Annotated in this window: 18 protein-coding genes; 5 read left to right on the forward strand and 13 right to left on the reverse strand. The window is 36.4% G+C overall.

Going from position 1 to position 26,939, the window contains the following annotated elements; translation table 11 throughout:
- Positions 1-63: 63 nt before the first annotated feature.
- The 4 genes from JO178_RS04090 to JO178_RS04105 all read right to left on the reverse strand — a co-directional run bounded on the left by JO178_RS04090 (position 64) and on the right by JO178_RS04105 (position 9,522).
- Entirely contained in the window at positions 64-2,691 is a 2,628-nt protein-coding gene (locus JO178_RS04090) for a T9SS-dependent M36 family metallopeptidase (RefSeq protein WP_291932039.1), read from the reverse strand.
- 312 nt (positions 2,692-3,003) lie between these two features.
- Entirely contained in the window at positions 3,004-4,794 is a 1,791-nt protein-coding gene (rpsA, locus tag JO178_RS04095) for a 30S ribosomal protein S1 (protein ID WP_068942351.1), read from the reverse strand.
- Positions 4,795-5,027: 233 nt separating this feature from the next.
- On the reverse strand, positions 5,028-7,580 hold the full coding sequence (locus tag JO178_RS04100) for a DEAD/DEAH box helicase family protein (protein ID WP_291932046.1): 2,553 nt from the start codon (positions 7,578-7,580) through the stop codon (positions 5,028-5,030).
- A gap of 4 nt (positions 7,581-7,584) precedes the next feature.
- On the reverse strand, positions 7,585-9,522 hold the full coding sequence (locus JO178_RS04105) for a site-specific DNA-methyltransferase (RefSeq protein ID WP_291932048.1): 1,938 nt from the start codon (positions 9,520-9,522) through the stop codon (positions 7,585-7,587).
- Between the two features lie 326 nt (positions 9,523-9,848).
- Between JO178_RS04105 and JO178_RS04110 the strand changes: the two genes are divergently transcribed.
- Complete coding sequence (locus JO178_RS04110; protein WP_291932051.1) at positions 9,849-11,219, forward strand: DEAD/DEAH box helicase; 1,371 nt, start codon at positions 9,849-9,851, stop codon at positions 11,217-11,219.
- Positions 11,220-11,276: 57 nt separating this feature from the next.
- On the opposite strand, the gene JO178_RS04115 is transcribed toward JO178_RS04110, so the two are convergent.
- Positions 11,277-12,170, reverse strand: a complete 894-nt coding sequence (locus tag JO178_RS04115) for an SMP-30/gluconolactonase/LRE family protein (RefSeq protein WP_291932054.1) — start codon at positions 12,168-12,170, stop codon at positions 11,277-11,279.
- A 246-nt stretch (positions 12,171-12,416) separates the two neighbouring features.
- Here JO178_RS04115 and ccoG point away from each other — a divergent pair, with 246 nt between their 5' ends.
- Positions 12,417-13,859: a cytochrome c oxidase accessory protein CcoG gene (gene ccoG, locus JO178_RS04120; RefSeq protein WP_291932058.1), complete on the forward strand. Its 1,443-nt coding sequence runs from the start codon at positions 12,417-12,419 to the stop codon at positions 13,857-13,859.
- A 140-nt stretch (positions 13,860-13,999) separates the two neighbouring features.
- On the opposite strand, the gene JO178_RS04125 is transcribed toward ccoG, so the two are convergent.
- Together JO178_RS04125 and JO178_RS04130 are read right to left on the reverse strand one after the other, a co-directional pair.
- On the reverse strand, positions 14,000-14,881 hold the full coding sequence (locus tag JO178_RS04125; protein ID WP_291932061.1) for a helix-turn-helix transcriptional regulator: 882 nt from the start codon (positions 14,879-14,881) through the stop codon (positions 14,000-14,002).
- 132 nt (positions 14,882-15,013) lie between these two features.
- Positions 15,014-17,689, reverse strand: coding sequence for a reprolysin-like metallopeptidase (locus JO178_RS04130; protein ID WP_291932064.1), 2,676 nt, complete (start codon positions 17,687-17,689; stop codon positions 15,014-15,016).
- A gap of 181 nt (positions 17,690-17,870) precedes the next feature.
- Here JO178_RS04130 and JO178_RS04135 point away from each other — a divergent pair, with 181 nt between their 5' ends.
- Together JO178_RS04135 and JO178_RS04140 are read left to right on the forward strand one after the other, a co-directional pair.
- The gene (locus JO178_RS04135) at positions 17,871-18,212 is read left to right on the forward strand and encodes a MerR family transcriptional regulator (protein ID WP_291932067.1); all 342 of its coding nucleotides are present in this window, start codon (positions 17,871-17,873) and stop codon (positions 18,210-18,212) included.
- A 176-nt stretch (positions 18,213-18,388) separates the two neighbouring features.
- Entirely contained in the window at positions 18,389-19,642 is a 1,254-nt protein-coding gene (locus tag JO178_RS04140; protein WP_291932070.1) for a helix-hairpin-helix domain-containing protein, read from the forward strand.
- Between the two features lie 86 nt (positions 19,643-19,728).
- Here JO178_RS04140 and rluF read toward each other — a convergent pair whose 3' ends face one another.
- The 5 genes from rluF to JO178_RS04165 all read right to left on the reverse strand — a co-directional run bounded on the left by rluF (position 19,729) and on the right by JO178_RS04165 (position 23,328).
- On the reverse strand, positions 19,729-20,451 hold the full coding sequence (gene rluF / locus JO178_RS04145; RefSeq protein WP_291932072.1) for a 23S rRNA pseudouridine(2604) synthase RluF: 723 nt from the start codon (positions 20,449-20,451) through the stop codon (positions 19,729-19,731).
- A gap of 58 nt (positions 20,452-20,509) precedes the next feature.
- Positions 20,510-21,208 (reverse strand): tRNA pseudouridine(55) synthase TruB, encoded by a 699-nt coding sequence (gene truB / locus JO178_RS04150; RefSeq protein ID WP_291932074.1) that lies wholly within the window; start codon positions 21,206-21,208, stop codon positions 20,510-20,512.
- Positions 21,209-21,217: 9 nt separating this feature from the next.
- Complete coding sequence (locus JO178_RS04155; RefSeq protein ID WP_291932077.1) at positions 21,218-22,036, reverse strand: undecaprenyl-diphosphate phosphatase; 819 nt, start codon at positions 22,034-22,036, stop codon at positions 21,218-21,220.
- Between the two features lie 93 nt (positions 22,037-22,129).
- Positions 22,130-22,426, reverse strand: a complete 297-nt coding sequence (locus tag JO178_RS04160; protein ID WP_291932080.1) for a DUF3098 domain-containing protein — start codon at positions 22,424-22,426, stop codon at positions 22,130-22,132.
- Positions 22,427-22,428: 2 nt separating this feature from the next.
- Entirely contained in the window at positions 22,429-23,328 is a 900-nt protein-coding gene (locus tag JO178_RS04165) for a permease-like cell division protein FtsX (RefSeq protein ID WP_291932083.1), read from the reverse strand.
- Between the two features lie 91 nt (positions 23,329-23,419).
- Here JO178_RS04165 and rsmA point away from each other — a divergent pair, with 91 nt between their 5' ends.
- Positions 23,420-24,190, forward strand: coding sequence for a 16S rRNA (adenine(1518)-N(6)/adenine(1519)-N(6))-dimethyltransferase RsmA (gene rsmA / locus JO178_RS04170; protein WP_291932086.1), 771 nt, complete (start codon positions 23,420-23,422; stop codon positions 24,188-24,190).
- Positions 24,191-24,283: 93 nt separating this feature from the next.
- On the opposite strand, the gene JO178_RS04175 is transcribed toward rsmA, so the two are convergent.
- Entirely contained in the window at positions 24,284-26,665 is a 2,382-nt protein-coding gene (locus JO178_RS04175; RefSeq protein ID WP_291932091.1) for a choice-of-anchor L domain-containing protein, read from the reverse strand.
- Between the last annotated feature and the right edge of the window lie 274 nt (positions 26,666-26,939).

Raw genomic sequence — 26,939 nt, forward strand, 5'->3', positions numbered from 1 at the left:
AGATAAATAAAATCGCCACAAGCAAGCTTGTAGCGATTTTTGAAATCAGTCTTTATAATCTGATTATTTTTTTACCATTACTTTCGATGTTCCTTCGAATCCAAGTCCTTTTACTTTTACGATATAAGTTCCGTTCACTAAATTGCTTGTAGAAATTGCTTTTTTAGCATCCGGTGAAATTTTATCTTCTGAAGAAACCAGTTTACCTGTCATATCGTAAAGCTCTACACTTACTTTTCCAAGAGTATTGCTTGGGAAGTTGATAAAGAATTCATCTTTAGCAGGATTTGGATAGATAGATAACTTGCTTTCTTTAGCGGATTTCACTTCGTTCGTTGCCAGCATACATTCTGCAGGTACTGTAAAGTCCTGAATCTGGTCATTGATATTGGTTTTTGATCCTGCTGAAGCAGTCACTCCCAATCCTCTTTTTGCAAATACACTCCAGATCATGCATTTATCCTGCCCCTGGGTAATCGCTGCTTCTGCTGCTAATATCGCATCCCTTCCATCAACGAAAGTAGGGTTACAGGCCTGAAGTTTCAATGCACTTGTTACCAATTGCAATACTCTGGTGCTTCCATTCGTTGTATTCGCCAGTACATTGGATGAATAGCCGTATTTTTCAACATATTTCCAATGAAGATCCCATAACATGGTAGCCCAAACGAACCCGATAGAGTGAACATCCAGGGATACTCCTCCACTGGTATTGGTATATACCATTCCGTTGGTATTTCCGTATGTATAGTTGTTAATGGCAAAATCAGGAGAATATTTTGCAGGTCTGATTCCGCCTCCGGTAATAGCCTGTCCTCCGGCATAAGTTCCCATTCCTCTAGGAACAGAAGCATTATCTCCGGCTTTGTTTGTTAGCATCAATGCAAAGAAATCTGACCATCCTTCTCCCATTTGTTCGTAGCTTGCATTTGCATTTAAACAATTGGCTCCGGTACCTGTTAATCTATTGGAGATACCATGTCCGTATTCATGAGTTACAATCCCGTTATCAAAACTTCCATCCGGAGTTACGCTTGTTGCAGGATCATCTTTCAGAGTGACATTTACGGGGGTATTGGCAGCAAGTAAGCCTTTGATATAATCTCCTTCAGCTTTTGTAACAAGTACAGTAGGAATCGTAACTGACGGGTCAGTACCTGACATATTATTCAGGGTATTGCCATTAGCTGCATTATTATAGATAATAGCAGCTAAAGCACCGGCATCCTGCAGGTTTTTAGTTTTCACGACAAATGAGCATGTTCCCCTTTCAACTAATCCGATTTTTTCTACCAGCGATCCGGCGGGTAAAGCAGTACATCCGTCAGCGACTGATGATAATGCTATATTTCCGGTCACCCCGGCTGCACTCAGCGGGTTACCAAAATCAGCAGTTCCTACTCCCGGAGTTCTTGATGTTGCAGCAGTAGGTGCGTTATAGAAAAACTTTTGATTTACGGGACTCCACAAATACATCTGCATTCTAGGATTATATCCATCTTGTGGAGAAGAGAAATTGGCATTGTTTATTCCGCCGCCATCCTGAGCTTCTGCATATACAGAATCATCGTCTTCACCGCCTTTTCCAAAGTTATTTTGCTGAAAATTCCGTGCAGATTCCGTAAACCCAAACTGATAGAAAACATCGTGAATCTTATTGTTCAGATAAAATAAATTGGTAATGGATGCGTTCCTGTTATTTACCGGCGTTCCATTGATACTAAAGGGAAAATCAAAATTTCTCGTCGGACCTCCTTCTGCGGGAGTTCCCGGCAGATAATTAGGAGCTGTTAAAGCTGTACCGGCAACATCTTCGTAAGCAAATACGTTATTACCTCTTGTTACCGTATAATGATTGGTCCCATCAGAGTGCCATCCTTCAGGAGAGGCAGTAGAATTCCAGGGGTTATTAAGAATTGACCTCGATCCGAATGTCGGAGCTTCTATAGGTAAGGGAAAAACGTTATAGGAAGCATCATCAGGCAGAAATAATGAAAAACTATTATCTGCAATAGTATTTTGCGGGCCAATAAGTGTATTTACAAAATGATCAGCATGATTGTGATCGGAAGCATAGGCATCGGAATGGAAATTACAAGATAAAGTCAGGTTATTTTTTTCAAGAATTTTTCCATTATTGGCATCCACCACAATATTCCAATAATTGGGTGATTTAGGCTCCATCAAAGTATACTCGTATGCCAAACGTAAGTTACCATTGGTATCACTTGTATACACCAGTCTTTGATTTGCGGATGCTTTTCCTTTACTTTTTTCTAAATATCCCAGAATATTGAAATTAGCAATGTCTGCATTATTAAGTTCCTGGGCAATCTTTTGAAGAGCAGCTGATTTGTCGATCACGGCTGTACTGGGTGTAGAGGCTGTATAATCTTTAATAAAATTGTCTGTATAATATACAATCTTGTTATCCTTAATAAGTACAGTTCCTACAGCGCTATAAACCGGCAAACCATTATAGGTTTGTAAAAACTTCACCACATCACCGTTCAATGATTTTGAAGGATCTACATTATCTATAATAATATTATTAAGGTCAGACTTTTTATATTCCCTGATTTTATTTTGAGAAATATAATCTTTAATTAGCTTTTCATTATCCTGTCCAAACAAAAAAGCCGGAAACGCTGAAAATACAGCAAACAAAAGAGGTAAAGTTCTATTTTTCATATTTACTATTAAAGCCGCTAATCTACAAATAATTAACAAATAAATTGAAATTATTCTAAATTTAATTTAACAGTAATACAATCACGAATAAAAACAAATAAAAACAGAGCAATTAAACATTTTTCAACAGAAAGAATTCTTCTGATTTTTGTCTGGACTGCCCTTACAGATTAATCTTTGTCTTGTTGTATTATTATGTTAAAAACACCATTAATAACCTATTATCTATCATTTTCCGAAAGACGTTTTAATATTTAAATAAAAAAAGCCGCTCAAATGAGCGGCTCTCTATATTGATCAATGGTTGAAAGATTATTTACCTTCTTCCATTTTTCTCTTCAACTCTGCTAATGCATCGATGTCTCCAAGAGTAGATCTTTCTTCGTTGTTTGAAGAAGAAGATACGTTTCTAGAAGAAGATTCTTTAACGTTTTTCTTTTCTTCGTCTCTGAAGATACCTGTGTGAGATACTACTACTCTCTTGAATTCTTTGTTGAATTCGATTACTTTGAATTGAGCATCTTCACCTTTTTTGATTTTAGATCCATCTTCTTTCTCTAATAATCTTGAAGGGCAGAAAGCTTCAACCTCAGCATCTTCGAATTGTACAGAAGCTCCTTTATCGTGAACTTCTACTGCTTTACCAGCGTGGATAGTTCCTTCAGCATATTTAGTTTCGAATTTATCCCATGGGTTTTCAGTCAATTGCTTGTGACCTAGAGATAATCTTCTAGCCTGAATATCTAATTCAAGAACTACAACATCTAATTTATCACCTACTGCACAGAACTCAGATGGGTGCTTGATTTTCTTAGTCCAAGAAAGATCAGAGATGTAGATTAATCCGTCGATACCTTCTTCTAACTCTACGAATACACCAAAGTTAGTAAAGTTTCTTACAGTTCCTACATGCTGAGATCCTACCGGATACTTAGCTTCGATGTTTTCCCATGGATCTTTAGATAATTGCTTGATACCAAGAGAAATTTTTCTTTCTTCTCTGTCTAAAGTTAATACTTCAGCTTCAACTTCATCACCTACTTTTACGAAATCTCCAGCAGATCTTAAGTGAGTAGACCAAGACATTTCAGAAACGTGGATTAATCCTTCAACACCTGGAGCGATTTCTACGAATGCACCATAGTCAGCAAGAACTACTACTTTTCCTTTTACTTTGTCACCAACTTTCAAGTCAGCAGAAAGAGCATCCCAAGGATGAGCTTCTAATTGCTTCATACCTAATTGGATTCTTGTTTTCTCGTCATCGAAATCAAGGATAACAACTTTTACAGTTTGTCCGTCCTCAAGGATTTCAGATGGGTGGTTCACTCTAGACCAAGAAAGGTCTGTAATGTGGATCAATCCATCAACACCTCCTAAGTCAATGAATACACCGTAAGAAGTGATGTTCTTAACAGTACCTTCAAGAACCTGACCTTTTTCAAGCTGAGCGATGATTTCTTTTTTCTGACCTTCGATATCTGCTTCGATCAATGCTTTGTGAGATACAACTACGTTTTTGAACTCAGGGTTGATTTTCACAACTTTGAACTCCATAGTTTTTCCTACGAACTGATCGTAATCTTTAATTGGCTTAACGTCAATTTGAGAACCAGGTAAGAATGCTTCGATTCCGTGAACGTCAACGATCATACCCCCTTTAGTTCTAGACTTAACAAAACCGTTAACGATTTCTCCAGTTTCGTGAAGTTCGTTTACTTTATCCCAAGCTTTAAGCGTTCTAGCTTTTCTGTGAGATAATTGTAACTGACCAGTTTTGTCTTCTCTCTTGTCTACCATTACTTCAACCTCATCACCTACTTTCAGGCCTTGGTTGTAACGGAATTCGTTAAGAGAAATAACACCTTCAGATTTGAAGTTGATGTCTACGATAGCTTCTTTATCAGTTAATCTTACAACTTTACCAACTAAAACGTCGTTATCGTCTAGGTTGTTTAATGATCCGTTGTAGATCTCTTCTAAATCGCTTTTCTCTTTTCTAGCATCAGCATCAAGACCAGATTCGAAAGAATCCCAGTCAAATTGTTCAGGTGCTACGTTTTGGTTTAATAATAATTCTGCTGAATTTGTCTCTTTTGACATAATTCTAAATAAATTTGTATTCCTTCTCTTTCAACGGTCTTAATCAATGTGACTGAAAAATACGGAAGTTATTAATATATAATATTTTACTTTCTTAGACCTTTACCACAAAAAGTGGCTGCAAAGATACGTTTTTTATTTGAGATAAGCAATAGTTATATACTTACAGAATCAGTCATTAACTCACTGATTGTTAACCCCTATTAAATTCACGAATCAGATGGATGAACGTATTAACCCATAAAGACTTTTTCTAAAGCTCGCTCAAACTCTCTTTCAGTTTCATGATTGTAAAATGGTACAGCAGTAATTAAATAATGATCCGTATGAATGGTAATGGTGTTCTTTCCATCTCCCATTTCTCTCAAAAAATCATCTTTCCATCTGTCATAATCAATTAAATGAGTTCCTTTGGGTTCTATAAAAACCTGATAGGTCAGCTGCTTATCTTTCTTTTGACTGCAGAACAAGATAAAATCAGGTTCAAAAGCACGTCCAAACTTATCAAAGATCTTAATTTCTCTTTCATTACGGATCAGATGAATATCCTGAAACTTTTGGTTCAATCCTTTAAATCGTCTGGCAAATAATTCTACAAATCGTTTTTCCTCATTGGTTCCATAATTGGCATTGTAGGCATACCAATCTTCATCAGCAACCACATTCTCCTGCCCGTCTGCTTTTACACTGCCTTTACTGACTCTGATTTCTTTATCTCTGAAAACCTGATGAATAGGCTGTGCCTGAAACGATGAACCTTCATAATCTGGAGCATTATGTTTAATATCTGCCTCTATATTTTGCAGCAACCCATTCAATGCCTGAAGATAATCGAAATGTGAAATTTCCTGAAGGCGACTTTGAGTCCCGTAGAATATAATTTCCATTCCACCCAGATACTTTTCATCCTCTATAAACTCCCAGATCGAAGTAATACTGGGAAAATAACGTGAAAGATTATCAAAATAATAGAACGGATTCCGGCTTAAAGCATATCTGATAACATGTTTCTGAATATCATGAATTCTGACTCCCTCAGATTTTATTCCTTCATCCAAAGGAACCTGTTTTTCTAACTCAAAAAAGACATTGGAAGTTCTCCCGCTTCCCGAAGAAAGCTGGTGGCTAAACTTAGGTTTTATAATTCCCAAATCTTTAAAGGACTTTATCCGATCAAAATTTTTAGGTATTTTCCTATTTGAAAATACGACTCCGTTTTTATATAATTCTGTGGTTTTAAATGTAGATTTTAACTTTAAATATTTCGTCTCAAGATTGGTTTCATCTTCATATATTCCAGAATCTATCAACGCTTTTTTAAGTTCTGAGATATAGCGGCTGTCTTCTTTGGTATGATAATACAATTCTTCTAAAATTTTCAGATCGTTTGAAATATCATCATCATATTTTCGCACAAACTTATCTCCCCCTTCTTCCACAACAAACGGATAGTATCTTGCGCCACGACCAATCAGCTGAGCTTCGGAAAGGGTTGTTTTTCCAGGCCTTCCATCTTTTCCATCGCGGTCTTCATACAATCTTACAATATCGAATAAGTTGAGAACATCCCAGCCTTCATTGAGCTTCTGAACGGCAAATACAGCCCGAATCGGGTTATTTTCCTCTTCCAGTGTATTGAGTAATACCTGGTTTTTCTCTGCTTCTAAGTCATTATTCGCGCTCAGACAATTTTCTTCTCTAAAATAAACCTGTATCCGTTTTACAATTTCACTGTTTGAAATATTTTTGGCTTTAAAAAAATCAAAAGCCTTTTGAACAACAGAGACTGTAGATGTTTTTCTGATTTTCTCCACCATTGCTTCAGAGAAACCATCAATCAGCTTATGAAAGTTTTCTTTATTCTGTTCTGATTCTTTGATCGTTTTTTTGGCCTTAAAAAGAATAACCGGTTTCAGATTAATATGATGCATAGCAGCCAGCTCCTGACGGTACAAATTGAGAATCAAAGCCTGAATAACTCTTTCCTGTTCATCATACATGGAGCGGACAAGATTGATCTCTTTGGAAAACTTATCTGTTCTGAACTGAGCCAGATCATATTTATAAAGAACTTTATCCTTGTATTTTTCTGTAATCTCGCGACTTTCATAATCTAAGGTTGCTGTAAATTCTAAAAGGATATTTTCAAAATTCTGATGTAAAATCTGTAAAACGGTTTCCTCCCAGCTTCCAAACAGGTTTCCGGTTTTGGTTCCGCTATTCAGGTGATGCGCTTCATCTGCAATCAGAACGATTTTTTTATCCTGAAAATCTTCATAAGTAATACTGTTCTCTTTGGTATTATTTAAATCCATATGAAGCTGCTGAATTGTGGTAAACTTGATATTAATATTTTCATGATCTGATTCATCAAAATTATCAATCTGCTTCAAAAAAACATCTTTACCGTTGATGGTTATTTTTTCATTAAATAAATATTTGGACGTATAAGGATTGAGAAAATTATCTTTTGTTTTTTGAATAATATTGTTACTGTTCACAAAAAACAGAAAGTTTCTATATCCTTTTTCATAAAGATGAAGCATCAGCCCGGCCATGACCAAAGTTTTTCCACTTCCTGTTGCCATATTATAAAGGAGATGAAGCGGTTTCTTCGGTTTACCATCAAAATCTTCCCTTTCAGTATATAAATAACGTCTGAATGCTTCTTCCTGATAAGGACGGATTCCAAATTTCAGATTATCCGTAATTTCATTGGGTAACGCAACCTCTGCCAAAGCTCTACGGGCAAACGGATTATTGAATATTTCATGTAAAAATGCCATCTGCTTAGTTTTTAAGTTGATAAAATGCTTTTGTTACTTTTTGCTCTTCCGCTGTACATTCAAAATTCTCATCTTTAAGGGAAGAAAGATTGACATAAAGCTGATTTTTATCGAGTAATTCACAAAGGTGTTGCTTCTGTTCCTGAAGACTTAATGTTTTAAAGTCTTCAATATGCTGCTCCTGCTTCTGAATATCTACATTATAATTCAGAAAAGACTTCGCCTTCATTTCCTCCCAAATCTGAAGAAGCATTTCTCCATCTTTTGCTTCTTCTATTTTTTCAATAAAAGTCTGGTTGTATTTTTTAAGCTCGAGGTAAGTGAATGAGCCACCGCCTTGCCAGTTCACGGATTTGGAGATGCCGCCTTGTTCGCCATTTACAACATTATTTACTCTTACTATACTATCATTATTACCATAATCTAGTTGTTCAAAACCAATATATTGTCTTCCCATCTTATGAGCAACTGCAGCTGTCGTACCGCTTCCTAAATGATAATCTAACACTATATCATTTTTTTCAATTGACAAATTAATAATTCTTTGTATTAACTTTTCAGGCTTTTTCCCATTAGGAAGATTCACCCCTCCTTCTTTATTCAAATTTATGGTACTAATATCTAGCCATAAATCACATAAATATTCATTAATGTAATCTTCTAAAAATAGCATTTGTTTTCCTTCCCACCATATATATTCTATACCTCTTGCAGAAGTAATTTTTGCAAGCTTTCCCTTTATATTCAATTTTTCAAAAGAGTTATTGTTTGTTCGATAAATTATTCTTGCCGCATTTTGTATTTTAAATTCTTTATAATTATCATCAGGCTTTTCTAAATTATTTATTTCAAAATATTTATCAATAGATACAATCTTCCATTCCTCAACAGGTTTTGACTTATCAATAATAATTTTAGAATAATAATTTAAGTACTTTTCAAACTTTAAATTATCTTCTTCATTTGATTTTTCAACTTTTATTGGATTTATTTTACTATTTCTACTTTTTGAGTAAACCAAAATATGCTCAAAAACATTAGGTAATCGTTTCTCTATGTGAGCCATTTTAACTCCCGAACTTTCGCTCATTTTAACCGAAATACTATTTATTAAATTTTCAGAACCAAATATTGAATCTGCTAGAATTTTTAAATGTGCATAACCGTCAGTTTTAATTTGAATAAACATAAAACCATCTTCTTTTAATAAGTCTTTAGCAATTTCTAACCTATTTTTCATAAACGTTAACCAGGTTGAAAGTTTAAAATTCGAATTATATTTAAAACTATCTGAATCAACCGTATTATTAAAATAATAAGGTGGATCTATATAAATCAGCTTTACCTTTCCAGCAAACTCTTTTTTCAAAGAATGCAATGCCAAAAGATTGTTTCCTTTGATAATAAGGTTATCTGTAATGGTTCCGTTTTCATTTCTACTGAATTGATCAAAAACATGTTCACCATTTTTATCAAACCGTTTGGCGTTGGTTAATACTTTGGGATCCAGTAATTCGGTAATTTCATCCTGCGCCAGGACTTCATTGAAGAAAATCTCTTCTCTTTTATCTTCCTCACGGCTTTGTCCACCCTCCAGAATACAGTCTTTAAATGGCCATACCAATGATACTTCATTGCGCTGCTTCAGGTGTTTTCCATCAATGGTTAATCCCACTTTGTTTTTAAACTGAGTATAGCTGTCATTCAGATAATTTTTTTGTTCAAGAAACTGGACGAAAAGGTTTTGTTTAAACACCCATATATCTTTTATTTTTACGAAAAATTTATCCTTCAAATCAGTATCTTCTAATAGCAATCCAATCAGTTCTTCATCAAAATTTTGTGCTTTATTTAGGATAACCCATTTTTTTATTTCTCCGTTGTCGGAAACGTAATTTGGTTCTTTCTTAATTTGGTTTTCCAGGGTTTGGTAGAGTTTCATGGTATTCATTTTATTGCCTCAAAATTATCTGAAGAGCATATAAATACATTACGGCTTTCCGTAATACAACAACTTGTTGGTATTAATAATGCCATGCTAAGCGGGGTCGAAGCATCTCTACTCTACAAAGAAAAATATCTATTTACCTTTTCAAAAAAACGACATTGAGATTCTTCACTTCGCTTTGCTCCGTTCAGAATGACAGTCACACTTTGTATAAATTTTCAGCATTCCTTCACTTCAAATTCCCCCACCCTAAAATTCTAAGACTCTCAAACTCCAAAACATCCAAACTCTCTCACTCATAAATTCACTACCTTTGCACCATGGAACTACAATCAATCTATCAAAAGCTGCAGATTCAGGATATGAATCAGATGCAGAAATCTACTTATAAAGCCTCGGAAAACAATACGGATATTGTCCTGCTCTCTCCTACCGGATCAGGAAAGACACTGGCCTTTTTATTTCCGGTTCTGAGAAACCTGAAAAAGAATGTTCAGGGAGTCCAGGCTTTAATACTCGTTCCTGCAAGGGAGCTTGCTTTGCAGATTGAGCAGGTTTTCAAAGCGATGGGAACAGATTTTAAGGTTTCCGTTTGCTATGGCGGACATGATAAAAAGATTGAGGTTAATAATCTCATTGAAGCTCCCGCTGTGTTAATCGGAACTCCGGGAAGGGTGACTTATCACGTAAGAAATAATAATTTCGATCCCAAAACGATTAAAACATTAGTTTTGGATGAGTTTGACAAGGCCTTGGAGCTCGGTTTCCATGATGATATGGAATTTATATGCAATTCTTTAAAAGGACTCTCTCAAAGAGTTTTAACCTCTGCAACTGCGATGGATGAAATTCCAGCATTTACAGGGTTAAAAGATGAGAAAATCATCAGCTTCCTTAAAGAAAATAACATAAAACCAGATCTTCAACTGAGAAAAGTAATGACTATTCCGGAAGAAAAGCTGGACACGCTTTTCAATCTGGTTTGTAAAATCGGAAATAAAAGAACTTTAATCTTCTGTAACCACCGTGACGCGGTAGACCGTATCTCTGAACTTCTTCATCAGATGGGAATCGACAGAGAGACTTTCCACGGCGGTATGGAACAGGATGAAAGAGAACGTGCCTTACTGAAATTCAGAAATGATTCTGCAAGGATTCTTATTACCACCGATCTTGCAGCGCGTGGACTGGATATTCCTGAAGTGGAATCTATTGTACATTATCAATTGCCACCAAAAGAAGATGCTTTCATCCACAGAAACGGACGTACCGCAAGGATGAATGCCAAAGGTTTTGTCTACCTGATCATGAATGAAGATGATAACTTTCCTTTCATCAAAAATGATGTACCTGAAGAAAGTGTTGCCGGATTTACTAAAGTTCCTGAAAAAACACCTTTCCAAACCATCTATATCAGCGCTGGAAAAAAAGATAAAGTAAACAAGGTAGATATCGTAGGATACCTGATTAAAAAAGGAGAATTACAGAAAGAAGATGTAGGTGTTATTGAAGTAAAAGACACCACTTCTTATGTGGCAGTTTCCAGAAATAAAGTGAATGCTGTTTTGAGAAAGCTTCAGAATGAAAAACTGAAGGGGAAAAAAGTAAAAATGGAGATTGCTTATCAAAATACAATAAAAGCTAAGGATCAGGGAGTTACCTCCGACAACCTAAATACGGCTAATAAATAAAAGTTTTTAATTGCCACAAATACACGAATCAATCATTGGTGTATTTGTGGCAAACAATTATTTTATCCCTCTCACTCTCATCGGGAAAGTATACACAGACTTTGAGGCGGTAATAAACAAAATATCATTATGTTCTCCCCCGAATGTCACATTAGAGGTCCATTTTTCAGGAATGGAAATATGGTATATCTTCTTTCCTTCCCGGTTGAAAACATGTACTCCATCGCCTGTTAAATAAAGGTTTCCTTGTTTATCCAGCGTCATTCCGTCCGATCCCATTTCACAGAACAATTTCTTCTCAGAAAGCCGGCCTTCTCCTAAAATATCATACACATACGTTTTTCCTGCATCAATATCCGAGAGGTATAATTTTTTCAGTTTCTCACTGCCTACGATTCCGTTAGGCTGGGTAAAAGTATCCAGCTCATCAACTTTCCCATCTTTGTTTCTGTAATAAAGGCTTTTGTGAGCGGTTTCCTGTTTAAAATCCACCCAGTAATCCCTTACATACAAAGGATCGGTAAAATACATCCCGCCCACGGAATCATTCCATACGTCATTGGGGCCATTCAGTCTTTTCCCTTCAAATCCCTTCAGAACTACTTCCACTTTTTTATCCTTTGATATTTTCCATATTTCCCCCTGATCATCGGAACAGGTGATCAGGTAACCGTCTTTATCAAAATGAGTTCCGTTGGCTCTTCCCGTTTTATTTAAAAACTCGATCACTTTATTACTTTTCCAGTCCCAATAATAAATTTTATCATTAGGCTGATCTGTAAAATAAACATTCCCTTCTTTATCCGTAGACGGCCCTTCTGTAAAACTGAACTGATCTGAAATCATTTTCGGTTGTACTCCTTCATAAAACATATTACCGTTATTTACTGACTGGCAGTTTACCAATGCGAAAACCCAACCTATCATTCCTATTTTACAGATATTCTTCATATGACATTTTTAAACCCGCAATTTACAACATCAGCCACAGGATTCAAACTTATTTTATCATTTTGATACATTATACGTTTCAAAAATAAATGTCCCAATTATCCTATTTCGTAAGTAGATCATATTAGGAGCCAGTTCTCAGATTTCGGAGCTTTGCAAAAGCAGGATCAACAGGATTTTTCTTCCGCTAAAAATCAGAACTGATCTTGTGAAAATATTACCATAATACTTTTATAGCGTACGATAATGAGTGCAGAATCCAACCCGATCAAGTCTTTAGAGATTGAAAATGAAGATTTTAGAAATTCAGTAGGAACAATGGATGAAACCGGAAAAAGAAAATGGATCTTTCCCCGGAAGCCCAAAGGAAAATACACCAATTACAGGAATTATACCAGCTATGTTTTGCTTGCCCTATTTTTTGGACTGCCTTTTATAAAAATCAACAACAATCCATTTTTCTTATTCAATGTTATTGACAGAAAGTTCTTTATCATCGGGCAGCCATTTTATCTTCAGGATTTCTTTATTCTTGCATTAGGTGCTGTCACTTCAGTCATTTTTGTTATGCTGTTCACAGTGGTATTCGGTAGAATTTTCTGCGGCTGGCTATGTCCGCAGACTCTTTTTATGGAAATGGTTTTCCGAAAAATAGAATACTGGATAGAGGGCGACCGAAACAAACAGATGAAACTTGACAGACAGGAATGGGATACCGAAAAAATAAGAAAAAGGCTGACAAAGTGGTCTGTATTCATTTTGATTTCACTGATCATCTCTACTTTTATGTTTATGTATATTGTAGGATATGAAGAGGTCTGCCGGATTATGATAGAGGGTCCTTCAGAGCACCCGCTAAAGTTTATCACCATGATCTTTTTTACCATGACCTTTTATTTTGTTTTTGCATGGCTTCGTGAGCAGGTATGTACACTGGTTTGTCCTTACGGAAGGCTTCAGGGAGTATTGATTGACAAACAGACCATCAATGTTTATTATGATTTTAAACGAGGAGAAGGCCGTTCAAAATGGAGAAATAATGAAGACAGAAAAGCAGCAGGAAAAGGAGACTGTATTGATTGCAACCAATGTGTGGTGGTTTGCCCTACAGGAATTGATATCAGAAACGGACAACAGCTGGAATGTGTCAACTGTACTGCATGTATTGATGCCTGTGATGAAGTTATGGACAAAGTAGGGCTGCCTAAAGGACTGATCCGTTATGCCACAGAAGCAGAAATTGAAAATCAGGAAAAATTCAGATTTACTTCCAGAATGAAGGCTACCACCGTTTTTCTTGCTCTTCTCATAGGTTTCCTTGGATTCCTGATGTATGACAGAGGTTCTATGGAAGCCAAATTTATCAAACCTGCGGGGTCTACTTTTTTCATTAAAAACGGGAAAATAACCAATACCTTTATTTATACACTACTCAACAAATCCAATGAAAAGAGAACACTTCATATAAAAGTCATCAGTCCGGCCCACGCAGAAATCACCTACTTCGGATCAGAAAAAATTATTTTAAAGGGAGACCAGATTCTCAAAGGAAATATCAATATTACGTTCCCCGAAAATGAGATTAAATTTTCAAAACAGAATATAGTCATTGGTGTTTTTGATGAAAAAGGAAAATTGGTAGACTCATTTGAAACTACTTTTGAAGGCCCCTTCAAGCTTGCATTATAACAAGGGAGAGAATTTGAATTAGTCATTGATATTTGATATTTTCAGAGATACAGGACCGGGATTCGAGATTTGGACAGTTATTATATGATTATAAACTGGTAACCATCATCATAAATTTCAAATTTTGAGCTTAATTCCAACTAAGCCTTGTATTTCTTTATAAACTGAGTGGGGGTCATTCCTGAGTTTTTCCGGAAGACTCTCACAAAGTAAGAATATTCTTCATATCCAAGTCTGAAAGCAACTTCGACAAGGCTTTCATCGAGGTACATCAGCATTCTTTTGGCTTCCAGCACTACTCTTTCAGTCATTACATCTGTGGCTGTTTTTTGAACCACGGTCTGGGAGATTCTGTTGAGATGCTTAGGAGAGATTCCCATTAAGGAAGCGTAATAGGCAATAGATTTCTGTTCGGTGAAATGTTGTTCAATCAGGTTTTCAAAATCCTGATAACGTTTAAAATAAGATATTCCGGCAGATGAAGCTAATGTATCAAAATCTTTTGAAAATAATCTTGTGGCATTAATAAATATCTGAGACATCAGGGAAAGCATCAGCCCTTCTTTCATGATACTTTTGCTTTGAAATTCATCACCCAGCTCCTTAAAGAGACGGATATTTTTCTCAAGTTCTATGGCATTCAACTGGAGCTTTCTGGGAAAAGATACGGAACCGAAAAACGGAAAATTTCTCAGTTTCTGATTCACATAATGCATTTCATAAAATTCCTGAGAGCAAAAGAAAATATACCCGTCAATATTTTCCGAAAGTTCCCAGCTATGAACCTGCCCCGGAGATAAAAAGAAAAGGCTGCCTTTTGAAACTTCATATTTTTGGAAATCAATTTCGTGAACGCCTTCTCCTTCCGTAAAAAGAACAGCGGCATAAAAATCATGCCTGTGTGGTTTCTCTATATGGCGATGTCCCACCACCAAATGGTCCTTCATGGTATTAAAATAAAAATCTGAAGTATTTCTACCAGACTGGAAAAGGTCAATATGAAGAACAGAGATTGAATTCATCGCTATACTATAATAGGGAAAACAGATTGAAGGGTTATAAAAATACTATAAATAAAGAAAAACTGCAAGTTTCAAACAAAAAGGGCCGGCAATTGCCAACCCCTTCTTTATAAAAATTTAATAATCTATTATTTACTTTATAACCAATTTACTGTTGTATATTCCTTTCGCAGAATTAATACTGATTATATAGACTCCCTTAGATGCATTTACATTAAATTCTTTTGTCATATTTCCTTCACTCTGATACGCTGAGGAATAAACAATCCTTCCACTGGCATCAAACATTGATACCCTGATCTCTCCTTTTAAATTCCTGGATTTCACAAAGAAATTGCCATCACTCGGATTAGGATAGATCTTAATATCATCGGCTAATGGAGAACCCGCTTCCCTCGTTTCCAACGTCTGGGTCTGCTGAGTGCATACTTCAAGAGACCATCCTGTGATACTGCCTGCACTTCCCGGATTATTATCAGATGCATACAATATCCATTGTCCCTGAGCCTGGTGGCCTTTAAAAACACCCAGAGATTCATGTGACTTCGTTTCTCCCTGAACCGGCGAAGCACAGGCTACAGCATTCCCTGTATCGCTGAATGAAGCTGTGATTCCTGAATTTCCGTTACAGAGTCTGTTCCAGACCAAGGCTGAAGTTCCTACCGGACTTTCAATACCTATTGAAAGGTGTCTTATATTCGGATGTGTTACAGCCGGAGTTACTTTAATTCTGGTAATCGTTCCGGTATTATTAACCATCAACGGAATGTTGATTCTTGGAGAAGATATATTGGAACCTCCCGGCCCGTCAGGAATAGCCACCGCTGTTCCGTTATAGGTATATGTTGCACAAGTTTCACCAGTAACCGTATAGTCGATAACAAAACTTGGGCTCACAGCATAATAGATATTACCTACCGCTTCTATCATAATAAAGGCGTTAGCTGAGGTAGATCCTACAGGAATGGTAATCTGTTCATTGCCATCATTAGGGGTATTGGCAGCAATTGTAGTAAAGGTCTGCCCTCCGTCTGTAGATATTTTAATGTTTACATTTGCCGTATTAATGGGGGCCTGGTTAGTGTTAGCTACATCCCAGGTCACATTAACTATACTTCCTGAGCTTAATGACTGTCCAAATGTCGGAGCTGTTATCTGAAAAGGGCCTGATCCTGCATTTACAGAGACCATCATTTCGTCTTTATTGGTCTGGGGTGCCATTGGATTATTATTTCTGACTGTTAGCCTGAAGTTCATATTTCTTGCCACATTGGAGACCGATTCCCAACGTGTTGACAATACACCTGCTAAGACTTTATTAAAGTCCGGCATATATCGTATTGGATTATTAACGGGCACTACACTTCTAAAGTTAGGACCTGCCGGTTTCGCCTGATAAGCAAGGCTGTTGGTATCGGTTTGAGAATTCCCTGCCACATCCATTTGCTCCCAGGTGTAAGTATAAGAAGCAGTGTTATTATCATCGGTTGTTCCCTTTAATAGGTACGGGGTGGATTTTGGGATAATATAATCTGCTCCGGCATTAACAGTAGGTGCAGCGGTTCCAAAAGGTGTTGTTGTACCACAACTTACATTATTAATTCTATTTTTAATTTCTGTTAAATTATAAGTATGGTAATAATCATTAGAATTGTATTGAATATCAAAAACACCTCCCATAATTCCAGTATAAGCCATAATAGTACTTCCGCCGCCGGGTTCTACTTCTGATGTTCCATCCCCATCTAAATAATAAGAAAAAGTATGATTAGCCCCCATTTGGTGTCCCATTTCATGGGCTACATAATCAATATCAAATTTATCTCCTTCGGGAAAGTTATGAGCAGTCCACCCTCTTCCCGGCCTGGTTCCACATAATGCATCGAGATATGCTGCTCCATTACCGTTTTTCTTATCCAGCAAATGTCCCATGTCAAAATTGGAAACACTCACTACAGAAGTTATTCCTGTATTGGCAGCGTCCGGACCTGCACTTGTAGGATAGGGATCTGTAGCTGCATTTAAAAATATAAGTGCATCATTATTGGCAATCAGATTAAAATGAAGAGACAATTCTTTTTCAAAAACGCCATTTAATCTTGTTAAAGAAGCATTCATTGCAGCAAGAACGACTGCTTTTTTCTCTGCATCCGTAGCTGTTGCCGGTGTTCCTGCAGCGGTTAGATGATATTGGGCATACTCGCCTGTACAGGAAAGTGCCAGTCTGAAAACATTAAACCCAGATGTCCTTTTATTGACAATGTCGTTTTTTTTTTCTGTTGGAGCATTCTTTTTTACTTCATCTATGGTAGAACACTCAAAAGGTTCTTTATCCTGACCTCTTCTGGCATTGGAATCAAAAACAGCATACACGGTTCTGTCTTCAGTGTAGGGTTCAATAAATTCAGATATACCCGACCGGGTAATCATTGAGGAAAACCCCACCGGAGATACGCTAAATCTTAAGTAGGCCGTTGGATCTTCCACTCCCATCCCTACATATGATTGAATATCCGGAAATTTAGTCTGTAACTCTTTAGCCATATTGGACGACTCCCAAACCTGAAAATGTTCTAATCTTCCATGAACATTAGGAACTGAAATAACAATTCCTTTTGCATTTGAAAAACGTGCAGGTGCATTTTTTAAATTCTGCCTGAGAATACTGGTATCTAATGTATAGAGTCCCGTAAATTCCAGTTTTTCCTGATTCTTTTTAATTTTCTGAGCTCTCAGCTCAGTTCTTGTCCACTGTGAAAACGCCAAGAAAGGCACCAACAGTGCGAAAATAAAGAAATAATGTTTCATATCAATGTATTTTTTTGTGTTTCACCAAGTTACATAAAAAAAATAAGTTTATTCATTTTTTCACACTCATAGGAATAAAAAAAATAAATTTATTTCTGAACAGAGGATCCATACCAGTTTGAAAGATATATTTGGATGAAACTTTAAAAAATATTTATCTTTGAAGATTAGGAACTGTAAAATGAAAATAAATTTACCTGACAAGCTGTATTATTCTATAGGAGAAGTGGCTAAAGCATTCGATGTAAACACTTCATTGATACGTTATTGGGAGCAGGAATTTCCTATTATAAAACCGAAAAAAAACCGGAAAGGAAACCGGTACTTTACCCCTGAAGATATCAAAAATTTACAGATGATCTATCATCTGGTAAAAGAAAAAGGATATACGCTGGACGGAGCCCGTGTTGCATTGACAACGAATAGTAAGATTTCGGAGACGATTACTCTTATCGACAGACTTGAATTTGTAAAAGCTGAACTTATCAAGCTAAAAGAATCTTTAGGAGAAAGTACTGAATAGGTTATCAGCCTATATATTTCACTGTTATTATTATTTTTCTGATTTATCTTTAAATACTACTATTTTTAAAGGTTCTATATGCATTTTAAAAACCAATAGTAAAAATTTATATTCTAAAATAATTCATTCAGTCACCTACCATTGCCCTGCTTTATTTTTATCGATATGTTTACCCTATGATGAGAAAAAGTTATTACCGGGCAATTGCTTTGATGGTTATCGTATTGACCGTCCTTTTGGCTTTTGAGAAGTATATCAGCAGGGAAAAAGAATCTTTTCCTGACGTAAAATTCATTACTGCATCTTCCGTTCCTGTTCGTATATCAGATTTCGACCCTAATACACTGGACCGGCAGCAATGGCAAAAACTGGGATTTTCCGAAAAACAGATTTCTACCATTATTAAATACAAAGAGATAGTGGGAGGTCATTTTATATCAAAAGAACAATTAAAGAAATGTTACGCTATTTCTGAAGAAAAATTTGCTGAGCTGAAACCTTATATTTTACTTCCCGAAATTCATGAAAAGACAGAAAGCCCAGCATTAAAGAACTTTGAAAAGAAGAGCATCAGCATTCCCGGAAAGTTTAATCCTGATCTCTACTCTATCAATGACTGGGTAAAAATGGGATTTAGCGAGCGGCAGGCGGAAGCCATTTTAAAATACAAAAACTATCTTGGAGGAAGCTTTATCAGTAAGGAAAAGTTTAAAGAATGTTTTATTATTTCTCCCAAGAACTACACACAACTTGAACCTTACCTACTACTGCCTGTAAAATCTCCCGAAAACATTAAAAAAAAACATACGACAGCTACAATGACTTACCATCCTTTTGATCCTAACATCTTAAGTACGGAGGAATGGCAATCCTTAGGATTTTCGGAGAAACAGGCAAACAGTATCATTAATTACCGTAACCGAAACTTACAGGGGAGCTTTAAAAAGCCTGAAGACCTGCAAAAATGTTTTGTTATTTCTCCGGAAAAATTCCTGGAACTTAAACCTTATATCAGAATTTCAGAAAAAATAAAACAGGAAAAAACTGATTTTCAGAAAACAGATCTCAATATACTTAGTTTTAAACAGCTTTTGGAGTTCGGACTGGATGAAAGAAGCGCCGGATCCATTATAGGATTCAGAAAGAAATTAGGCGGATTTGTCACTAAACAACAGATTTTAGACACGTATAACATTGATAGGGAAATGGTTCAGAAACTGATTTCAACCTGCCCGTTGGATCCTTCCGGCGTTGTGAAATATACTTTAGCAGACGCTCCTGAAGACTGGTTGAAGAATCACCCTTACTTTAAATATTCAGCGGATAAGATCATCTACTACCGCACCAGCTATCCGGATGATAAAAAAATATGGAAACTTTTGAAACTGAAGCCGGAATATGAAGAAAGAATGAAACTCTATATTAAATAGCTAAGTGTTCAAACCTATAATATACAAGATAAAAGCCTGGAATTAAAAATGAATATTCACTTTCAATTCCAGGCTTTTACTGCATTTTAATCTACTGTTTTGCTGGAGTCTGAAAGTAAAGAATTTAATGTATTTAATTCTTCATTCGTCAGGTCTCTCCATTTTCCGACAGGCAAATCAAGTTTGATATTCATGATGCGGATCCGCTTTAGCTTTTTCACCTCATACCCCAGATATTCGCACATTCTTCGGATTTGTCTGTTCAATCCTTGGGTAAGAATAATCCTGAAGTTCATATCATCAATTTTTTCAACCTCGCATTTTCTGGTTACTGTATCTAAAATCGGAACCCCGTTTCTCATTTTTTCCAGAAATCTTGGTGTGATAGGTTTATCTACCCGTACCAGATATTCTTTTTCGTGATTGTTTCTGGCTCTAAGAATTTTATTGACGATATCACCATCGCTGGTTAAGAGAATCAATCCTTCACTGGGCTTATCCAGTCTTCCGATCGGAAAAATTCTTTTAGGATGGTTGATATAATCTACAATATTATTTTTTTCACGTTTTGTATCAGTAGTACATACAATTCCGACAGGTTTATTGAAAACAATATATACCGGTTGATCCTGTGGTTCTCTGATTGGTTTGCCGTCTACTTCTACAACATCTTCATCTGAAACTTTAGTCCCCATTTCCGGAATCTTTCCGTTAATTGTTATTCTGCCCTCCTCCAGAAGCTTGTCTGCTGCTCTTCTTGAACAATACCCTGCTTCTGATAAATATTTATTAATACGTGTTTTTTCCATTAATCTTTTCCCTACCCGGAAATATTTTTATTGTAAAATGAAATCTGTAAGGGTATTCTTACATTCCTTCAAATCTAAAATCGTTATTCAAAAACTGATCCGTAGCATCTTCAATTTTATAATCTCCGATTTTGGTACGTCTCAGCTGCGTCAGATAAGCTCCGACCCCAAGTTCCTGTCCGATATCATGAGCAAGACTCCGGATATATGTACCTTTTGAACAGCCCACCATAAAGCTTACCAATGGGAAATTTATCGTAATATCCTTGATGTAGTGAATGGTCGTCTTTCTCGACTTCATTTCTACTTCTTCACCTGCTCTTGCCAGATTATAGGCTCTTTCCCCGTCAATCTTAATGGCAGAATAAACAGGAGGTTTCTGATCGATTTCTCCTACGAATTTTTCTAAAGTTTCCTTTACCTGTTCATCCGTGATATGGGAGATATCCTGATGAAGAATTTCCGGTTTTTCAGTATCATAAGATTCAGTTTGTACCCCGATCTTTATTTCTGTCCAGTATTCTTTGGGAGCATCCTGAATTTCAGGAATATTTTTGGTAAATTTTCCACAGCATACGATAAGAAGACCTGTTGCTCTTGGATCTAATGTTCCGGCATGCCCGATTTTAAATTTTTTAGGAAGGTCGAACTCCCTTTTAAGTTTATATTTCATTTTATTGACAGCCTGAAAAGAAGTCCAGTCCAAAGGTTTGTCTAATAAAAATGTATATCCTGATTTCAGTTCTTCAGCGGTCATGAATTGTTTTTATTTAAAGAAATAAAAATAAATAAGCAAAGCGACTCCTACAAAAATACGGTACCATCCCCAAGGCTTGAAACCATATTTATTCAATACTCCAATAAATGCTTTGATCGCAATAAGAGCTACAATAAATGCAACGACATTTCCTACCAAAAAAGTGATCATATGCTCCTGTGATGCCATGATCATTTCATATCCTTTCTGTGGATTTGCAGTTTCTTTCCCCCATGTTTTAACAAAAACAGAATATACGGTTACGGCTAACATCGTAGGAACTGCAAGGAAAAAAGAAAATTCTGCAGCAGCCTTTCTGGTAAGTCCCTGGGTCATTCCTCCAATGATGGAAGCAGCACTTCGGCTTGTTCCGGGCATCATTGCAAGACACTGCCAAAATCCGATGGTCACTGCTTTTTTTATTGTAATTCCTTTTTCATCATCAATAGTAGGATTCTTAAACCACTGATCGGCAAACAATAAAACCACTCCTCCTAACACCAGTACAGAGGATATAGCAATCTGATTTCCAAGAACAGCTTCAATTTTATCATCAAATAAATATCCTAAAACCAATGCAGGAACGACTGCAAAAGCCAGTTTAAAATAAAACTGAATATTGTTAAGGTCAAAAAACTTTTTCCAGTAAGCCACAACTACCGATAAAATAGCTCCAAACTGAATAGATACCTGAAACATCTTCAAAAATTCATCTTCGGGAAGCCCCATCAGACTGGCCGTAAATCCCATATGTGCGGTAGAAGAAATAGGAAGATATTCTGTAAGTCCCTCTACAATGGCAATAATGATTGCTTTGATTAAATCCATATTCTGTAAAAATTAAAAGATTAAGAGATCCGGAAATTCAGAATCAACACGCTGAATTTCTTAATCTCTTAATCTCTAAATATAAGTTTTTATTTATTTTCTTTTTAAAATAGCATATACCTCTATGGCAAAACCAATCACAACAAACAAGGGTGCTATTCTGACTCTTCTGATGGAAAAAACACCATCATTCCAAGAATTCGGGTCAAATTTCCCGTCTACTGTATTGGCATCCGGGCCCATCATCAGTAAAAAACCACCCACGATAAATGCCAGACCGATTAGCATCCATTTGAAATTCTGCTGCCCGAAATAGAACGTCTTTTCTTGCGGTGCTTCTGCTTCTCGTCCAAACTCCGAAGCGGAAAATTTATTTGTTTTTTTGCTCATTATTAAGAGTAATATAAATCGTCAACGTTTGATTTTAAGAACCTCCATGTTGCAATAATGGTACTTAGAACAGTGATAAAAATCCCTACTCCGAACACCAGTAACACCAGCCACACATATTGTTGATTGTCCTGTGCAAATGCCTGTCCAATCTGATTAGTAAAGTAATACCATACACCGAATAAAGCTAAAAGACCTATGAGTGCTCCGATAGCTCCTAAAATCACCGCTTCTATAATAAAAGGCTTCAAAATAAATCTTCTCTTAGCCCCCACCAGCTGCATGGTTTTAATAATAAATCTTTTAGAAAATATCTTCAGACGGATCGAGTTGTTGATCAATACAACAGCCAATACCAGAAACAGGACTGAGAATCCTAAGATCCATTTTAAAATTCTGCTCAGGTTATTGTACACGTCCACCATAAGTGTGCTATCATTTTTAACATCAATGATTCCCGGAACAGATTTGATCACCTTGATCGCCTCATCAATTTTTGTAGGGTCTACATATTCCGGTTTTAAAGCAATTTCGATAGATGAAGGGAAAATATTTTCTTCAAACAAAGCGTCACTATCGATTCCCATACTTTTCTTAGCCTCTTTCGCAGCCATTGTTCTTGAAATATAGGTCGCCTTTTTCACAGGAGCCAGCGTCTGTACTTTTTTAAAAGTTTCTTCCTCTAGTTTTGCAATCTTTACAGAATCTTTAGCATCATAGTTTTGATCAAAGTAGGCATTCACTACCAATTGTTCTTTGATATAGTCAGAATACTTTTGAGCATTGATTAAAATAAGCCCCATTAATCCCAACAAAAATAACACTAAGGCAATACTTATCACCACTGTAATATTGCTGGACCGAAGCCTTTTCTTATTAAACTCATCTACAGATTTAGCCATTAATATTAAAATTTTTGGCTAAAATAGAAAAAAACTTCCGAAATTTGGGACGAAAAAAAGAAAATCATTGTTAATAAAATCATAAAAAACTTTGAGTGTAAAAGCAAAAAAACATCTTGGACAGCACTTCCTGACAGATGAAAACATCGCAAGAAAAATCGTAGAAGGTCTTAGTTTTGAGAACTATAATAATATCATGGAAGTAGGCCCCGGAACGGGAGTTCTTACCAAATATCTTATTGAGAAGGACCAGCATATTTATCTGGCAGAAATTGATACGGAATCTATCGAATACTTAAAAAACAACTATTCTAAGATTACAGAAGAGACTTTTGTGGGGGATTTTCTGAAACAGGATTTTAACTTTCTCCAGAAGGAACAAATTGCCATCATCGGTAATTTCCCGTATAATATTTCTTCACAGATTTTATTTCAGATCGTTGACCACTATGAGCTGATTCCAGAAATGGTGGGAATGTTCCAAAAGGAGGTTGCAGAAAGAACGGCTGCAGTGCCGAGAACTAAAGATTATGGTATCCTATCTGTTCTGATTCAGGCTTATTATGACGTATCATATATGTTTACGGTTCATGAGAATGTCTTCAACCCTCCTCCGAAAGTGAAATCAGGAGTAATCAGACTGACAAGAAATCCTAAAGAAGGTTTAACCGGCAACGAGGTTCTGTTCAAACAGATCGTAAAAGCAGGTTTCAACCAGAGAAGAAAAAAACTTTCCAATGCATTAAAAGTTCTGAATATTCCCGAGGCTTTAAAAACCCATGAGTTTTTAGATAAAAGGGCTGAAGAACTCAGTGTTACAGATTTTATAAATTTCACCAGACTCTGGAAAGAAAATCAATAAAATACAGATATACCTAAAGATTTTTTGGGCATTACTTCATAAAAAAGCCTTTCAGATTGTCTGAAAGGCTCTTTTTTAAATCATGTACTTATTTTAATCCCTATTCTTCAGCATAATCCATCCGGACCAGTTCATCTGCGTTTTTGATTTAGGGTATTCAAAATTAAATTTATACCAATAGGTTGCTGTAGGAAGTCTCTTTCCGCCTATTGTTCCGTTCCACACAGGGTTTTCTTTTGAGAATCTGAACATTTCTGCCCCGTATCTGTCATATACGGAACCGGTAAAGTTCTTGAAATCTCCAAGAGCTTTAAGATCCAAGACATCATTGATACCATCTTCATTCGGGGTAATGATGTTGTTGATTTTAAAGGTAAAGAATTCCAGGGTACCTACACAGGATGTCCCTACTCTTCTTACCATAAGATTATACTTTGTATTATCTACAAGACCCGTAAAGACATTAGAATCCTGCCATGTCAATCCGTTATCAATAGAATATTCCAGAGTACTTGGGGTATTATTCATCGGAGGATTTTCTGCCGTAACGGTCAGCGATTTTTTAACTCCGTCATAATCCATGGCTGTAAAATAAGGAGTAGCTGCCCCCATTACTTTAACCGGGAATATTTTTTTACAGATACCGTTGTCAATTTGCACGGTATAAGTTCCCCACTGGCTGACTTCAATTTTCTGTGTGGTAGCGCCTGTACTCCACAGGTATTTATAATTAGGTCCGGCTCCTGCATCCAGCGTAACACGGTCTCCTAAACACAGTTCAACATCCGTTAAAGGTGTTGTAATTTCAGGAGTTACTTCAATTCTGATGGTTGCCGGAATCAGGGATCTGCATCCTTTTGTCCCGATCGCCCATACGGTAAATGTAGTACTGTTGTATAAAGTAACCGTCTGTGTACTTCCGTTTCCTGAGAAATTATCCCAGAAATAAGTATCACCGCCTTCAGCAGAAAGGGTAACGGATTCTCCCGGACAGATCTTTATTTTAGAAGATTTCAATTTGGCTGTAGGGGTCACTTCTTTTAGGAGAGTAAGCTCAATCATTTTGCTGCAGAAGCCTCCGTTGGAAACTACTACATATAAAATCTGGCCGTCGTTTCCGTTATAATTTAAAATATTCTGAATATTATTATTATTTTGAGCAATAGCATCTGCCTGATTTACGTAAAATTTAAATACAGCTCCCGGAGTCGGGCTGATAGAAGGCATAATGGTACTTAAATCAAAGGTTGTAATATCCGGCGTGGTACAAAGCAGTAAGGTAGCATCCTGAGCCTGCGGGGTAAATCCGCCATGAATTTCTATGGAGGCTTTTCCCGGACATGGATTTCCAGGAACACTTACTTCAATCGTATAAGTTCCCGGCTGTACAGCTGTAATTGTATTGGTAGTGGCATTAGGAATCGGTGTTCCGTTATAATACCATTGATATAATAAATTAGGATCACTTACAGAAGCTGTAATCACCTGTGGTACATTATCACATACATTAATCTCATCCGGCAGTTTAGTTCCGGTCGGGTCCAGAAGTTCTACTCCGATATTAAAAGATCCTCCTTCCAGAAATACGGCAGAATCATAGGAATGGTCTGCTCCAAACGGTCCGTAATCTGCAATAACCATTTTAAAATGATACTCCTGTCCGGCAGTTACTGTAGCGGTAGCGGTAAGAGGAATTGTTCTTCCGGCAAAATTAGTTTCGATGTTTGCTGTATTGTAACCTCCGAAATACTGCTCATTCACAGCGGCACAGCCATTTGGAATTAACGGACGGATATTGGTTACACTTACAGGGCCAGCTCCATTAGGAAGCACCGCCATGTTGGTATAAGGCCCTCCTGAAGTAGGTCTAAGTAAAATAGCAAAAGCATCTGCATAATTACAAGGGAAAGTACCCGTATATTCTTCAGAAGCCAGTATATAATTAAACTTAATCTGAGAAGTGGTAGGAACGAAATCAAATTCAAGAAGCACGGCATCTGTCAGAGTTCCTGTAGCTCCTGTGGCCTGAGCAAGATCGGGATCTGTACCTCCTCCATTGATATCACTCAGAGGCAAAGGACCTTCATAAGTATTTCCTCCTCTTCTCGCAAATCCTGTAGACAGGATAATCCCGTCTTTAAAAGGGAAAGCTGTTGTCCCTTTATGAAAATACCCCCATGATCTGTCTGCATCACCTACTGCGTGATTAGGAGTAATCTTTACATTCGTAACACTGGGAGTTACACAGGTATTTGTTCCTGATGAAATTAATACATCTTTTACAAGTTTATCTATAGTATAACTGGTTTCGGTATATCCCGGAGCATTTACATCAATAAAAGCTCCCGCTCTCCTGGATAGTGGAGAACTTCTCTCTTTTATAATTTCTCGGGACGGACGATTAGGGGTTTGTGAAAACAGAAATGTAGATAGAAATAGGAAAAATAAATAAAACGGTAGATATCTTCTTCTCATAATACTTTTGTTTCAACAAATTTAATTTTTTTTTAAACATACCATACACATATTTATTTTTTTTATGAAAAAAGAATAAAAATACCCTTAAAAAATTATCTTAACAATTTCCGTTATTTATTCCGATTTTAAAAACAAAAACAAAGAATTCTATACATATTTCATTAAATAAGATACTTTAAAACCAACTTAAATCATATGATCAGTATCTTTCATAAAAACAAACGAGATCTTCCATTTCTGAAAGATCTCGTTACTTATTTTTTATAGTTTC

Origin of the sequence: Chryseobacterium sp. (genome assembly GCF_019236175.1) — a bacterium.
Classification (GTDB): domain Bacteria; phylum Bacteroidota; class Bacteroidia; order Flavobacteriales; family Weeksellaceae; genus Chryseobacterium.

What these genes read in the sequence shown, in the direction of transcription:
- JO178_RS04140 (WP_291932070.1), top strand. Translation starts at nt 18,389, where the DNA reads ATGATGAGAAAAAGTTATTACCGGGCAATTGCTTTGATGGTTATCGTA.
- JO178_RS04160 (WP_291932080.1), bottom strand. Translation starts at nt 22,426, where the DNA reads ATGAGCAAAAAAACAAATAAATTTTCCGCTTCGGAGTTTGGACGAGAA.
- JO178_RS04175 (WP_291932091.1), bottom strand. Translation starts at nt 26,665, where the DNA reads ATGAGAAGAAGATATCTACCGTTTTATTTATTTTTCCTATTTCTATCT.
- truB (WP_291932074.1), bottom strand. Translation starts at nt 21,208, where the DNA reads ATGACCGCTGAAGAACTGAAATCAGGATATACATTTTTATTAGACAAA.
- ccoG (WP_291932058.1), top strand. Translation starts at nt 12,417, where the DNA reads ATGAGTGCAGAATCCAACCCGATCAAGTCTTTAGAGATTGAAAATGAA.
- rluF (WP_291932072.1), bottom strand. Translation starts at nt 20,451, where the DNA reads ATGGAAAAAACACGTATTAATAAATATTTATCAGAAGCAGGGTATTGT.
- JO178_RS04130 (WP_291932064.1), bottom strand. Translation starts at nt 17,689, where the DNA reads ATGAAACATTATTTCTTTATTTTCGCACTGTTGGTGCCTTTCTTGGCG.
- JO178_RS04115 (WP_291932054.1), bottom strand. Translation starts at nt 12,170, where the DNA reads ATGAAGAATATCTGTAAAATAGGAATGATAGGTTGGGTTTTCGCATTG.
- JO178_RS04135 (WP_291932067.1), top strand. Translation starts at nt 17,871, where the DNA reads ATGAAAATAAATTTACCTGACAAGCTGTATTATTCTATAGGAGAAGTG.
- JO178_RS04090 (WP_291932039.1), bottom strand. Translation starts at nt 2,691, where the DNA reads ATGAAAAATAGAACTTTACCTCTTTTGTTTGCTGTATTTTCAGCGTTT.
- JO178_RS04100 (WP_291932046.1), bottom strand. Translation starts at nt 7,580, where the DNA reads ATGGCATTTTTACATGAAATATTCAATAATCCGTTTGCCCGTAGAGCT.
- JO178_RS04125 (WP_291932061.1), bottom strand. Translation starts at nt 14,881, where the DNA reads ATGAATTCAATCTCTGTTCTTCATATTGACCTTTTCCAGTCTGGTAGA.
- JO178_RS04155 (WP_291932077.1), bottom strand. Translation starts at nt 22,036, where the DNA reads ATGGATTTAATCAAAGCAATCATTATTGCCATTGTAGAGGGACTTACA.
- JO178_RS04110 (WP_291932051.1), top strand. Translation starts at nt 9,849, where the DNA reads ATGGAACTACAATCAATCTATCAAAAGCTGCAGATTCAGGATATGAAT.
- JO178_RS04105 (WP_291932048.1), bottom strand. Translation starts at nt 9,522, where the DNA reads ATGAAACTCTACCAAACCCTGGAAAACCAAATTAAGAAAGAACCAAAT.
- rpsA (WP_068942351.1), bottom strand. Translation starts at nt 4,794, where the DNA reads ATGTCAAAAGAGACAAATTCAGCAGAATTATTATTAAACCAAAACGTA.
- JO178_RS04165 (WP_291932083.1), bottom strand. Translation starts at nt 23,328, where the DNA reads ATGGCTAAATCTGTAGATGAGTTTAATAAGAAAAGGCTTCGGTCCAGC.